A 13506-nucleotide genomic window follows, 5' to 3' on the forward strand; every position below is an offset into this window, starting at 1 on the left:
TTTGTAACATCAAGCCGCGGCATAAACTTTCCAGAATGGAAAGATGGGTTCAAAAATGGACTCATTTTCTCGACCCCCCATCCACTACATGTGTACGGTTTGGATGATCATAATAACTACAAAATAACAATAGAAGAGATGCTCTTAAGAGAAGAACTAAAAGAGATAAAACTCATTGAAGTACTAAGTGATAGTGTATATATTGAGTATACAGACTTTGATTCGATGGAGCTGTCTTTTTCTAAAGCAAAAGAGATGATAAAAAAATCAGCTCAAAAGTCAATACCATATATATTTTCTAGCAGTAACAATAAGTCGTGTGACTTTATAAACAAGATGCCAAACAGAACCCAAAACAATGGCTCTTTAGTTTTGAAAAATACAAAATAACAGTAGAGGAGTATAAGAACATGCTGAAAAATCTTATAGCACGCTTGTTAAAGGCATTTAAAAAGCGAAGATGGGGTGAAAACTCATGAAACTGTTTGTAATTTTATGCTTAATTTCACAACTTCTTTGGAGTGAAATTTTCATATTTCATGATGGAAAGACTTATGACTTCGCGGAAAAAAATGCATTAGAAGACATTCAAGAACATATAAAAAAGAATGAAAGCAAGATTGAACAAAAAATCAAGCAGCTCAATATTGAACAAAAAAATAAGATTAGAGATTGGAAACCGGAGCAAAACAAATTAACTGCAGCCACAAAAGATAAAACTTTTTATCCCGACATAACATATATCGTGCCGCAAGATATAAAAGACTCTCAAGGCAGAGTTATGTATGCAAAAGGATTTAGGCTCAATCCTGCGGATTATGTGCATATGCAGCAGGAAATCGTGATCATCGATGCAAACAACAAAATAGAGATAGAGTGGGCAAAAAAGAACAGTTATCTTGACAGTGCAAAATATATGATTCTGCTCTCAAGCGGCAATGCTTTTAAAATCACTGAGGAGTTTAAAAAACCTGCTTACTACTTAACAAAAGATATTGCAGATAAATATAAAATCGAAAAAACTCCGAGTATTGTAAAGCAAGTCGGAAATCAAATAGAAGTGAGGGAAATATGTTTAAAAGATTGCCAATAATTTATTTTGCATTTGTTGTAAATGCTTTCGCAGTTTGCGCACCAACGGGAGCGTTAACATTGGACTTGATAGGAAAGATTGATTACGGTGCAATGTTTCCTTTGCGTATTGCAGGTGCAACGATTATACCAGGTAGAATGTCAGATAGTTCAAGCCATGTAAGTAGTCCTATTTGTGTATGTACGGATCCATTTCCAAGAGTAGGGATACCGGTATCTTACTTTGAACCATCTCGTATAATCGAAGTAGTTTCAGATGCATGGTGTTTTCCTACATTTGGCTTTGGAACGGGCTACGGAAAAATAGGCGGTGGAACATACGGGGATGGGCAGGATAGGCAGAAAACTTTTTATCAGGCACATTATTTAATATTTCCTATCTTTGCTCTACTTGAGTTGTTAACTGATTTTGTATGTTTACAAAGTACAGGAGCAGATTATGCGTATGTTACAGAGGTAGATCCCCTTTGGAATAGCGATACGCTTAGTGCTTTTATGACACCGGAAGCTTTACTATTTGGCAACCCTGTAGCAAATTTATCATGTGTTGCTGATTCAGTTGCATCTATTCTTTTTAATCCAATAGATCCACTTTTTTGGTGCAAAGGCAGTTGGGGCAATGCTTACCCTCTTACAGGCTGGACAAATACTAAAAATACAGTTGAAGATGCTGCAAGTGTGGCAGCTTCGATGATTTACAAATTACATAGACAGTTAATATTGTGGGGTAGCTGGGGACAGGCTGGTCTTTGCGGTTACTATCCGGCTCCTATTTGGAGAAAGTCGGCATACCGATTACAACTGGTGACTCCGATTCCGTCGTTTGCAACAACAATAGGTACAAGCGGTTTAATGTGGACTCCTGGGCACAACCCACCTTTCATAGGTGATAATTTTGGCTTTATGTTGTTCAAAAAAAGAGATTGTTGTGTTTTATAAGGAGAATACAATGCAAAAATTAATTTTACTGTTAATAATTTGTTTTACAGGTTTACAAGCCTCTGATGAACAAAATGAATCAAAAATCTATTTAGATAAATATAGCACTGATGTTGAGAAAGCCAAAAAAGAGATTGATATCGATTACAATGCAGATATAAGTGCATCCAAATTATTTAAAGATATAAATATTTCTAATTCTATCAAAGCCGATGCAAAAGAGATTGTTAAGAACAAATTTACGGATGAAAAGATAAAAAATGATGCAGAAGATGATGCTCAAGTAATTCATACTGATAAGTTTAAAAAACAATTTCGTGAGGCAAAAGATAATTTGCTTTATGATAAAAAATTAAATTGGAGTGCACAGGCGGCAGTAGCTAAAGAACATATCAAATCAAACCAAGCAACGGGGCAAGACAATTTTTATTTTAACTCAAAAGAAACAATCTATATTTTCATTAGCTCTTCTATGCCAAAGGCAACTATCAAAAATTATCTTGAGAGTACAAAACATATTCAAAACAATGTAGTTTTTGTATTGCAAGGTGCTATAGGCGGTATGCAAAAAATAAAGCCTACATTGATTTGGATAAAAGATCTCATAGGCAAAGAATACGCCAATGCAAAGATCATAATAGAGCCGAGAATATCTAAAAAGTTTGATATAGAGCGAGTACCTGCAATTTTATATACACAACATGACATATTAGATGTAAAAAGCGATATCGGCGATACCTTTATCTTTTACGGTGATATGCCATTTATATATGCTCTCAAGAAGATGCTAGAAAAAAAGCAAAATGATTTTTTAGCAAGCATTGTAAAAAAGTTAGAAACAAGATGAAAAGAGTACTTCTATTTTTTATATTCGCATTAAATCTTTTTGCGAGTACTCCGGTACTTAATTTAAATGGTATCTACTTCTATGATGTCAAAGAAGTTTTAAATTATTCAAATTCAAAAGACAGAAGAAAACTCTTCTTGCTGTTTTCTTCTGAAAAATGCAGTAGTTGCGTAAGTTTTAAAAATAAACTTGCGTCATTGGATAGCGATACTAAAAACTCTTTAAACTCAAGGTTTATTTTTGCCATTGTCGAAGATGAAGCAAAAATGTTCCAAATGTTTCAAATTAAATCTACTCCTACAACTTTTGTGATGACACAAGATAAAAAATTTGTTATTGCTCCAATGGTGGGTGAGCCTATAGATATTTCCCTATTTATTGATTATCTTTTTAAAATTTCTGAAATTCAAAGAAATTATGAATAAGAGATAAATAATAGAAAAGGTTAAAAAATGAAGAAAATAGATCCAGGTTGAAACAACATTTTTCTTAACAGTTCAAACAAATAAAAATTATGGAGATAAAAATGAAAGAAAGAAAAACTTTTGCGGTAATAGCTGTAATGCTAATGATTTTTAGTGTATCAGCTATTGCAGGAACAACTGATACACTAGGAATGTCTGGACTATGGGCAAAGGTTCAAGCGATTCTAACGGATCAATACCTACAGCCTATTATTGTTGTGGGAATGCTTGGTATGGCAGTATTTAGGGCTTATAAAGAACATCCTTTTCAGGGTGTTATGGTTGGTGCTTTAGCACTTATAATTGGGCAGCTTGACAGTATCGCACAAGCTATAGCAGGAGCAATGATTTAATGAGTGACTATGTGAAAATTTATCGAAGCATCAACAAAGATATTACGATAGGTAATTATACGCTTAAAGACATGGCTATTCCGATAATCGGAATAGCTGTTGCAAAAGTTTTTAAATTTGGATTTACACCTACTTTAATCACAATCGGTATTTCTATGTATATGATGATTTTTTTAAAAGAGTTGAACGAAACAAGAGTAAAAGGTTATTATCGAGGAGTTTTGTGGTGGTATGGCATAACAAATCCTGATTTAAAAACTTTTCCAAAAAGCCATGAAAGGGAGTTTATAAAATGATTAGAAAATATTTTAAAAATGAGTATGACAGATTAGTTGCAAAAGAGCTTGCAAATAAAATAGTTTCAATAATACTTGCATCTGCTTTAAGTATTTCTTCTTTTACTATATACAAGCTTTATGAAGAGCAAAAAATAATTATTTTGCCTGCAAGCGTGCAAAAAGAGTTTTGGGCAACATCTAAGGATGTAAGCGAATCATATCTTGAGCAGATGGGGCAGTATATATCAACGGCACTTTTAAATGTTTCTCCAAACAGTGTAGAAACACAGTTTAAATTTGTTTTAGATTTGGCAGCACCTCATTTTTACCAAAACTTGAAGCTAGACCTGGAAAATCAAAAAAGGTATTTAGTAGAAAACGGTATCACGAGTGCGTTTTGGGCAAAATCATTCAAGTTTGAAAAAGACCATATAACGGTGCAGGGAATGAAGCATAATATTATCGGGGATAAAGTAGTAGAGAAAAGAGGAATCACTTTAAAAATCTACTTTGAAGTGCAAAGCGGCAGATTCTATATCTCATCGTTTACAATCAAGTAAATTATGAATAAGTAGTGAATAATAAGAAAGGCTAAAAAATGAAGAAAATCATATTGTTCATAACTTTTGTTACCTATGTTTTAAATGCGGATGTAACAAATAGTTTTGACTATAAAGACAATGAAACATTGAGGATACGCATAAGTAAAGATTCTGTCAATAGAATTGTATTGCCCAATGAAATTACAGGGAAAATATATTCTCAAGAGAAAAACATAAATATTCAAACCAATGGTAGTGAGGCTTATGTAAAAGTTATCCCAAAGAAAAAAATGGAGGTTGTGGATAAAAAAATCATTGAAAGTGAGATTATATATGCGGACAATGAGGTAGAGGTGTTTTTTCTAACCGACAAAAAAACTTATGCCGTTATTTTTGTTCCCGATAAGATAGATCCACGAACCGTGTATATAACTGATAGCTCACTTGCAAAAGAGGATGTAGTAAAGATAGAAAAAGGTGAAGCGGAGTATATAAAAAATATAAAAAATATTTTTAGATTAGCTATTGAAAATAGGCTTAATAGTAGTTTTAATGTAGTAAAGAAAAATGAAAGGTATGACGACTTTCTTTTTTTAAGTCGTTTTGACGGAATTAATTATCAAGTATATAAATTCTTTTTGAAAGACAATGATGATGCAGGGATGGAAAAAGCAAACAAGATAGTGAAAAACAAGATAGCAGCGACTGCCTTATTTGAGCATAATTATTTTGTATTGGCGGAAAAGGAGGCAAGTAGTGGAAGATAAAAATGAAGAAACTGTATCTACTAATATAGATGCACAAAAAGAGCAAAGAAACATTAAGCTCATAGCAGGGGGAGCTATTTTGACTTTACTTGTAGTGTGGAGAGTATGGGTTACTTTGGCTTCGGTAGATGAACCACGAGTTGAAAAAGAAGATATTAGAATTTTTAAAAACGATGACATGATAAAAACAAAATACATAGGAGAGATTGCACCGGAGTTAAGCTCACAAAAAAAAGAGATGCAGATGATGAAAAAATTGCAAAAAGAGCAACAAGATATCATAAACCGATTGCTAACAAAAGAGGAGATGCAAAAAGAGGAAGAAAGAGCAACCGGTGTTGATTTTAAGTACTCTGGACGTGAACAAAACAACCTCTCTTTTCCTGCTCCTTTTCAAAGTGCAGACAGTGGCAATATGCCGCTGCAAAAACCTATAGAAAAAACAACAAGAATTGAGCCGATGCAAGAGAGCATGATTTTTGACATAAAAAAAAATGATACGAATGATACTGCTAAAAATTTCCCGCCACAAAAAGATAAAAAAGACATTATTTTAGCTCCGGGTGTCCTCATAAAGGCAAGATTGATAAGCGGTGTTAGAGCGCCAACATTGACTAAAGCAGTAAATGAGCCGCAGCCCGTTTTTATGAAAGTAACTGACTTGGCAATCCTTCCCAATCACGCAAAAGCAAATATTAAAGACTGCATGATAAAAGGAGAGGGAAAAGGAGATCTCTCAACGGAGAGTGTTTTCATAAGGACAAATTTTCTTTCGTGTACTACGAATGACGGAGAAGTTCTTGTATCTAAACTTTCAGGTAGTGTATATGGAAAAAGTGGAACTAATGGAATAGGCGGTGTAGTTGTTAGTAAGCAGGGTGCATTACTTGGCAGAAGCTTAATCGCCGGTTTTGTAGATGGGTTTGCAAGAAGTGCGGCTAACCAATACCAAAGTGTCTTAACGAGCACAACTGGAACATTAACCACAACCGAAGGAATGAGCAACGATGAGATGCTAAAAAGTGGTGCTTACGGCGGTATAGCGCAAGGCAGCAAGGAGATTAGCAAATTTTATATGGATATGGTTAAACAAATAGAGCCGTCAATAGAAATAAAGCCAGATATAGATGTTGATGTCATGGTTACTGACACATCGGTTATTCAGTTTCAAAAAAATACGGTAGGAGTCAAAAAATGAAAAAAATTATTTTAGGAACATTAGTAGTCGCAAGTGTGTTATTTTCTTCCGAAAAAGTGGTAGAGGTTAAAAGCATGTTTGACTTAAATAAAGTTAAAAGTGGAGAAATGAAAGATTTCTTGGTGGCTGTTGAGTCTTTGTCAAGTGAGGCGGCGGCGGTTGTAAAAGACTACCATGAAGCTAAAACTTGTACCAATGAATTTTACAACAAAGTTGCTGTAAAAGATCTGCAAGAGTTTTTCTCTGAAAATCACGCATTTTCAGCTTTAAAAACCATAGGCAACAAAAAAAGCAAATACGCATATGCCCAGATAATTAATGATTATAAATTTATGAATTGTGGACTAGGAAAATCATTGGCAGTAGAAGAAGCTGTTGAGTCACTCAAAGAGGAGATAAAATGATGAAGAAAATCATATTTTTAATATCAACGGTATTAGTATTTACAGGCTGCTCGTTTATGCCCTATAAAGAAAACTTTAGTTGCAGCGGTGATGTAAATGCCGGAAGCTGCGGAATGGTAAGAGATAACTACAATCGTTAAAAAAAGGAGATAAGAAAATGAGTTTAAAGCTTTTGTTTGGTAGTATAATGGTTATATTGTTCTTTAATGGATGTGTAGCAGCTACAGAAAATCTAAGTAGTGCAGAAAAAGAAGATTTAGTTCCGAGAACTCCGATAACTCCGAGAACCCCTGATTTAGGGCTTTATATAGAGTCGGATATCGTACATGATAAGCCGAATAACTCCGAGAACCCCAAAATACTTAATAATCTATCTATCGTTGAAAATTTCCCGCGGGAAAAAATAGAAACAAATCCTCTCTTGAGCAAACCAAAGATTGCTAAAATCAAAATTAAAAGCTACATAGATACGGATGGCGACTATCATGAACCTTCAACGATTCATATGATAATTAAAGAATCAAGATTTATAGAAGAAAAAAAATACTTTTCTATTCATGAGAAATAGACATGTCTGCAATTGAAAATATTATAAAAAAAATTGGCGATAGATTTACCGCATCTAATAGTTTTGATGATAAAAAACACTATTTTTTCCCTAGATTTTCTAACTATATTCGCCCGAGTATATATGACGGAAACGGTATATGGGAGACAAACGACGGAGAACATGCATGGGTTTGTGAACTTGCTCCCCGCATTCGCATGGGTAGTGAAACTGCAGAGACTTTTGAACAGGCTCTTACAAAAATACCGGAAGGTTTTTATACGCAAGTTATTTTATTTGGCAGCAAAAACATAGAAGCTTACCTGCAAGAATATACAAATATTCATACGCTGCAAGATAGCGAAATTGTTAAAACTTCCGTTTTTAATTTCACAAATTTTCTAAGGCAAAAAACCACCGAGAAAATAAACGCGAGATTTTCTACACAAATCAAAAACAATAGAGTTTTTTTCGTTTTAAAAAACAAAAATCTTTTAAAACTTAAGGCAGTAAAAGAGGATGTGTTTAATATCTTAAACTCTAATCACTTTTATCCTACAAATTTGGAAGAAGATGCATTAAAAGCAATCTTTTACGAAATGGTAAACCCAAACCACGATTTACGAAATATTCAAGAGTATAACGAGAGAAAATTTTTTAATAAGCAAATAATGGCAAATGATAATAAAATTTTTGTTCATAAAGATAGTGTAGTTGTCGATAAAAAGTACTTCAAAGCTCTTACTCCTATAAAATATCCAAAACTTGCACATATAAGCGAGTTTGGAATGAAAATAGGTGACTATATATCTAAAGGATTAGATAGTAATCAGTTCGTTGACAATTATATGATCTGTTTAAACCTTACAAGAGTCGGTTCCGGAGAAGCAGCAGCTATAAAAAGAAACAAGCAAATCGTAAAGGGCGGAGCAAATACTGGAAATAAGGTAAAAAAAGAAAAAACAGAAATTCAGGATATTGTGGAAGGCATCGAAGAGAGAAAACCTGTCTTTAAGATGGACCTAAATATTTGGGTTAGCGGTAAAAGCTATGAAGATGTAAAAGCAAATACGGACAGAATAAAATCGTACTGGCAGAAAAAAACACAAAAAGGCGAAGAAGAGATAGGCGGTATTATCCTAGAAGATTTTACATTTGCTCTTATGCCTCTGTTTATAGGCAGCTTGCCGGCAGGAATAAATAAAGAGTATTTTCAACTTATATCAAAGTCCAATGATGAAAACCATTTTGTAAATGAAGTTTGCCAGTTTTTACCCCTAGAGGCAGATTACAGCGGTAATTATCCTAATCTTCTATTTGCTAGTCGCCGTGGACAGATATGTGGCGTGGATATTTTTAACTCAAACTACTCAAAGAACGCTTTTATTGTCGCACAAGCAGGCGCAGGCAAATCCGTACTTGCAAACTATATAGCTTTTAATGAGCATTGCCGAAAATCTCGCGTATTTATTATAGATATCGGTGAGAGTTATAAAAAAATATGCAATGATATAGGAGGTGAGTATATTTCTATTGATATGAATAATCCGATTTCATTTAATCCTTTTCATGGACTGCAGATAACACATAATGAATATATGCAAACAGGTGCAAAAGATACACTAGATGAAATACTTGAGCAGACAGAGTTTATGATTAATTTTGTTTATATGATAGGTGCAAATCTTTTTTCAGAACAAGCTCAGTCTGAAGAGCGATATATAAAGGGTGTTTTGCAAGATGTAATTGCTAATTTATTAGATACAAATCCAAACAAAATTTTAGAGATTCACGATATTCAAGAATATCTTTTAAAAAGCTATGAAGATACTAGGTTAATAGATTTTGCAATACATCTAAAACCATGGTGTAAAGGTGGAGCATACTACAAGTTTGTAAGTGGTGCAAGAAATATAGATCTTACCAAACCGATGGTAGTACTAGACCTCTCAAGCGTTGAGCAAAGAGCAGATATTAGAGATGCTTTAATTTATATAATGGCCTCAAATATCGCTTCGTTTATTTACAATAACCACGACTTTAATATTCAGACGCAAGTGATCATCGATGAGGCACATAAATTTTTAGGAAAAAATGCAATCATGGATGCGTTTTTCGACCAGGCGTATAGAAGATTTAGAAAGCATAATGCTTCTATTATCGTAATAACACAAAGTTTTGAAGATATTTACAATATGAAAACAGGTGGTTTATCTATTGCAGGACAGGCTATTATGGCAAACAGTCCTTACAAGTTTTTTTTAAATCAAAACGACACTGCAATAAATGCCATAAAACAATCAGGACTATTTACACTCTCTGAACTTGATATAGAGCTTCTAAAAAGCACAAAAAGTGCAAAAGGATACTACTCAGAGATTTTTTATATCAATCCTGAAAATGAGATATCTGTTGTCAGACTGCTTATAGATAGGTACTTCTATTATTTAAGTACTTCCGAACCAAAAGACAAAGCCAAAATAGCACAAATTATGAATAAATACAGCATGACTACAAGTGAGGCGATTCAGCATATTGTAGATAATGAAAAACAAGGAGCTGCAGCATGAAATGGCAAGAAAAATTAAAAGGGCTAATAGATATATCTTTAACAATAATAATAGCTATAGGTGTTATATTTATATACGATGAATATAAAAGGTCTAGTGAAAAAGTTTATGTAGTCGATGTTCAAAAAATATACCAACAAAAACAGTCTGCTTTTAAGGTATCAGAAGCAACGGAAGATGAGGCGATAGAACATTATAACAGTTTAGAAAAACTCATATTGTTTTCAAACGCTTATATAGACGCTGTATCGAAGAATAAAGATGCTCTCGTTTATCCAAAGACGCACATTCTAACAAGGAAATCAACAAAGATAGTTGATCTCACGGATGATTTAATTGTGAAGCTAAAGATAGAAAAATTGCTGCCATGAAAAGATATGCAAGTATGGCTTTTACTCTAGCAACGGTAGCTTTTTTCTACTTAGCTATAAAAATAAGTGATCTACATTTCGTAGTTCCTGAGAGCGAGTCAGTGTCCGGTAATCTATTTTTACTTCAAAACAAAAATACTTCTAATGATTATGTAGTATTTGAATATGAGAAAGCACCTTATAAAAATTATCAAAAAGGTAAATTATTTATAAAGAAAATTGGCTGTGATAGTGGACAACATCTTGATATTCAAAATAACAAAATTTTTTGTAACGACAAACTAATTGCAGTGGCTCTAGATAAGAATAGAGAGGGAGAGATTTTAAATAAAATAGATTTTACGGGAACAATCCCTCAAGATGAATTTTTTGCACTAGGGGAACATCCAATGAGTTACGATAGTAGATATTTTGGGTTAGTAAATAAAAAAGATGTAAAAAACACTGCAAGGAGGATATTTTGAAAAAAATAGTATATGTTGCATCTCTTTTGTTAATTATAAGCAATTCTCAAGTTCAGGGAAATTGGATTGCAGATAATATGATTGATGCAGGAGCTGATGCAGGTTATTATGAAACACAAACAAGAGGCCTTTATTCTCTAGGCTCACAAACGATTAAATTTAGAGAAATCGGTGGAACAATCAATCCTATTCATGTTGAACCACCAAGATTTAATGTAGGATGTGGAGCAATAGATATAGCGATGGGTGGGTTTTCTTATTTAAATCCTGAATTTATAATAGAAAAGCTAAAAGCAATAAGTGCAGCTGCCCCAGCGTTTGTCTACCAAATGGCGATATCAGCTCTATGTAAAGATTGTCAAAATATTATGAACGAGCTTGAAAAATTTGCAAATATGGCTAACGGAATGAATTTTGATACATGTGATGCTGTTCAAGCCGCGCAAGGAGCAGGAAAAGCAGTTGGTGAAGCTATGAACAACACTATTTTTAGTGGACAAAGCGACTCTTGGTTATCACAAAGACTAGAATCCGCAACAAATGCAATGCAGGGATGGAAAAACAATCTACAAAATCATTTCGGCGGCGATGCAACAAAAGCAAATGAGATGATGGAGATTTTGGTTTTAAAAGGCAGTTTGCTTCATATATCTGCAACAAAAGGTTTACCTGATGTTTCAAAACTAGATTTACTGGGCAATGACGCTAATAATGATAAATTAATACTTTCATTATTTAGAGCTGCAGTAGGAGATGTTATCGGTGGTGAACAAGCAGACGGTACGCCTGTTGACTATGCTCTTCCGGGTGAAAAAAAAGAAGAGTTTTTCAAAAAATTGTACGAAGGTGGGAAAATACCATACATAAGCTATAATCCTAGCACAAAAGAAATCTCAAAACTTGGTGAACATGATTTTACTCAAGGAACAAAAGAGATAATTCGGGATCATCTTATACAGATTTACAACAAGATGAAAATCAAACAAACATTAAGCGACGAAGATAAAAAGTTTTTATCCACTTTGACATTCCCGGTATATAAATATTTGAATACAGCAGTGCTCAGTAAAGCTGATAGTGATTTTGACTTAATGGCAAGTCAGATTGCGGCCGGGCAGACGAAAGATTTAGTTCTATATTTATCAGGGCTAATAGCAAGAGGGGTTTCTTCCTATATTGCCTTAAATGGTAAAGATATTTCAAATCACAACATTGAATCTGCAAGGCTTATTGTTGCAAATATTAATGATTTAAGCAAACAGACGGTGCAATACCACAGAAGTATTCAAGAAAATTTTGTTAATAGTAAAAGTGTAAAAGATTATATAGAACAAAGGGATCAGCAACTTAAAACTCAAAGTGCTTATCAAGCTTTTATGACTGCAGGACAAGGCAGATGAACAAAAGAATAATTCTTCTTTTGTGTTGTTTTTGCGGATTAGATGCGGGTGAGTATTTAAACGAAGCAAAAAATTTAAACAATCATTTTAGCAGCAACTTTCAAAACACAATCACAGCTCCAGGAACAGGAGCCGGCAGTTATACAACTCTTGATGGAAACTCTACATTTAATGCAAATATCACATGTGAAGGCGCAACACAGCCTATCGCAGATATATCTTACTTGGGAACAGATGATATTTCTATATATATAAATGTAGATATGGATGCGGACGGAACAAAAGAAAAAAATTATACCTTTAGCGGGATTAGCGGAATATGTTCAGACGGTTTGATTAAATGCGATTCTGGGAGTTGGAACAATTGCAATTATTTTAGTTATCAACATAATGCAAGTAATATTTATCTTCAAAGCTCAAATAGAGGAAATTTATCGAATTGTTATTGTATCAATAGCAGCTGCAATAGTGTTGCGGCCAGAGATACACAGAGAGTACTTGATGATATATCAGCAGCTATATATGCAATACTCCAGAATCAAATGCCTCGTTTTGTATTAACAAGAATCAATAACGATAGTAGTATTGTTGAAATTTACGGGGAAAATCAAGATGCCTGCAGGAACTATCAAGAGGGCAACAGCAATTATACTTATACAGAAACTGATAATACATCTTTAATAAATCAAGGTAATGAGATGATGACTTCTCAGCAAAATGATTCAAATTCTGCTATGAGTACATTGCTAAATGCTTCGGCAAATGAAGATAGTATTGATTTTACGACGGAAAAAAATCAATTGAGAACTAGATCTAGCTCAATTCCAGTTGCAACAGAGAATGAGAAGATAGTTTCTGCTGCAGGAGAGACTTTTGACATGTCAAGAACGGAAGATTTGGAAGAGGTAAGATATTGTCAAGTTGAAAAAACAGTTGTAAATAGCCATATTTTTACGGATGGTTCAGCTGCAAATAGAGATTTTATAGAGTATGAACTTAGGGAATGTATCGGTACAAACAATGATATCTGCCCGATTGATTCCGGAGAGAGTATTAAATATGAGTGCGGAGAAGTAAATGAAGAAAATTTTAGTGAATCTGTAGCCGGCTTAGGAGCATTAAATGAGATTGCAAAAGATATTTCCTGCTCAGTAAACTAAAATCACTTTTTAACCTCAAAATTATGAATAAGAGGTAATTCATAAAAAGGTTAAAATAATGAAAAAAATAATACTCGCTACTGCTATAAGTGCTTTATCACTCTTTGCTT

General features: G+C 33.7%; 18 protein-coding genes. All 18 read left to right on the forward strand.

Going from position 1 to position 13506, the window contains the following annotated elements; genetic code table 11:
* On the forward strand, positions 1-390 hold a 390-nt coding region (locus M0Q17_RS08065), incomplete at its 5' end, for a hypothetical protein (protein ID WP_295085668.1).
* Positions 391-475: 85 nt separating this feature from the next.
* On the forward strand, positions 476-1093 hold the full coding sequence (locus tag M0Q17_RS08070; protein WP_295085671.1) for a chromosome segregation protein ParM: 618 nt from the start codon (positions 476-478) through the stop codon (positions 1091-1093).
* Complete coding sequence (locus M0Q17_RS08075; RefSeq protein WP_295085674.1) at positions 1084-2031, forward strand: TraU family protein; 948 nt, start codon at positions 1084-1086, stop codon at positions 2029-2031. The genes M0Q17_RS08070 and M0Q17_RS08075 overlap by 10 nt, the downstream gene beginning before the upstream one ends.
* Before the next feature lie 10 nt (positions 2032-2041).
* Positions 2042-2878, forward strand: a complete 837-nt coding sequence (locus M0Q17_RS08080) for a TrbC family F-type conjugative pilus assembly protein (RefSeq protein WP_295085677.1) — start codon at positions 2042-2044, stop codon at positions 2876-2878.
* A complete protein-coding gene (locus M0Q17_RS08085; RefSeq protein ID WP_295085680.1) occupies positions 2875-3303 on the forward strand; it encodes a hypothetical protein in 429 nt (142 codons plus the stop codon). Before M0Q17_RS08080 ends, M0Q17_RS08085 begins: the two co-directional genes overlap by 4 nt.
* 143 nt (positions 3304-3446) lie before the next feature.
* On the forward strand, positions 3447-3695 hold the full coding sequence (locus M0Q17_RS08090) for a hypothetical protein (protein ID WP_295085683.1): 249 nt from the start codon (positions 3447-3449) through the stop codon (positions 3693-3695).
* Positions 3695-3991: a hypothetical protein gene (locus M0Q17_RS08095; RefSeq protein WP_295085686.1), complete on the forward strand. Its 297-nt coding sequence runs from the start codon at positions 3695-3697 to the stop codon at positions 3989-3991. Before M0Q17_RS08090 ends, M0Q17_RS08095 begins: the two co-directional genes overlap by 1 nt.
* The gene (locus M0Q17_RS08100) at positions 3988-4533 is read left to right on the forward strand and encodes a TraE/TraK family type IV conjugative transfer system protein (RefSeq protein WP_295085689.1); all 546 of its coding nucleotides are present in this window, start codon (positions 3988-3990) and stop codon (positions 4531-4533) included. Before M0Q17_RS08095 ends, M0Q17_RS08100 begins: the two co-directional genes overlap by 4 nt.
* Positions 4534-4571: 38 nt before the next feature.
* Positions 4572-5282, forward strand: a complete 711-nt coding sequence (locus M0Q17_RS08105; protein WP_295085692.1) for a type-F conjugative transfer system secretin TraK — start codon at positions 4572-4574, stop codon at positions 5280-5282.
* Positions 5272-6480, forward strand: a complete 1209-nt coding sequence (locus M0Q17_RS08110) for a TraB/VirB10 family protein (protein WP_295085695.1) — start codon at positions 5272-5274, stop codon at positions 6478-6480. Before M0Q17_RS08105 ends, M0Q17_RS08110 begins: the two co-directional genes overlap by 11 nt.
* Positions 6477-6884 (forward strand): hypothetical protein, encoded by a 408-nt coding sequence (locus M0Q17_RS08115; RefSeq protein ID WP_295085698.1) that lies wholly within the window; start codon positions 6477-6479, stop codon positions 6882-6884. Before M0Q17_RS08110 ends, M0Q17_RS08115 begins: the two co-directional genes overlap by 4 nt.
* A complete protein-coding gene (locus M0Q17_RS08120; RefSeq protein WP_295085701.1) occupies positions 6881-7024 on the forward strand; it encodes a lipoprotein in 144 nt (47 codons plus the stop codon). The genes M0Q17_RS08115 and M0Q17_RS08120 overlap by 4 nt, the downstream gene beginning before the upstream one ends.
* A gap of 17 nt (positions 7025-7041) precedes the next feature.
* Complete coding sequence (locus M0Q17_RS08125) at positions 7042-7452, forward strand: TraV family lipoprotein (RefSeq protein ID WP_295085703.1); 411 nt, start codon at positions 7042-7044, stop codon at positions 7450-7452.
* Between the two features lie 2 nt (positions 7453-7454).
* Positions 7455-10001, forward strand: a complete 2547-nt coding sequence (locus M0Q17_RS08130; RefSeq protein WP_295085706.1) for a TraC family protein — start codon at positions 7455-7457, stop codon at positions 9999-10001.
* Positions 9998-10372, forward strand: coding sequence for a hypothetical protein (locus M0Q17_RS08135; protein ID WP_295085709.1), 375 nt, complete (start codon positions 9998-10000; stop codon positions 10370-10372). Before M0Q17_RS08130 ends, M0Q17_RS08135 begins: the two co-directional genes overlap by 4 nt.
* The gene (gene lepB / locus M0Q17_RS08140) at positions 10369-10836 is read left to right on the forward strand and encodes a signal peptidase I (protein ID WP_295085712.1); all 468 of its coding nucleotides are present in this window, start codon (positions 10369-10371) and stop codon (positions 10834-10836) included. The genes M0Q17_RS08135 and lepB overlap by 4 nt, the downstream gene beginning before the upstream one ends.
* Complete coding sequence (locus M0Q17_RS08145; RefSeq protein ID WP_295085715.1) at positions 10833-12236, forward strand: conjugal transfer protein TraH; 1404 nt, start codon at positions 10833-10835, stop codon at positions 12234-12236. Before lepB ends, M0Q17_RS08145 begins: the two co-directional genes overlap by 4 nt.
* Entirely contained in the window at positions 12233-13396 is a 1164-nt protein-coding gene (locus tag M0Q17_RS08150) for a hypothetical protein (RefSeq protein ID WP_295085718.1), read from the forward strand. Before M0Q17_RS08145 ends, M0Q17_RS08150 begins: the two co-directional genes overlap by 4 nt.
* Positions 13397-13506 lie beyond the last annotated feature (110 nt).

Origin of the sequence: Sulfurimonas sp. (assembly GCF_023229105.1) — a bacterium.
Taxonomy (GTDB): domain Bacteria; phylum Campylobacterota; class Campylobacteria; order Campylobacterales; family Sulfurimonadaceae; genus Sulfurimonas.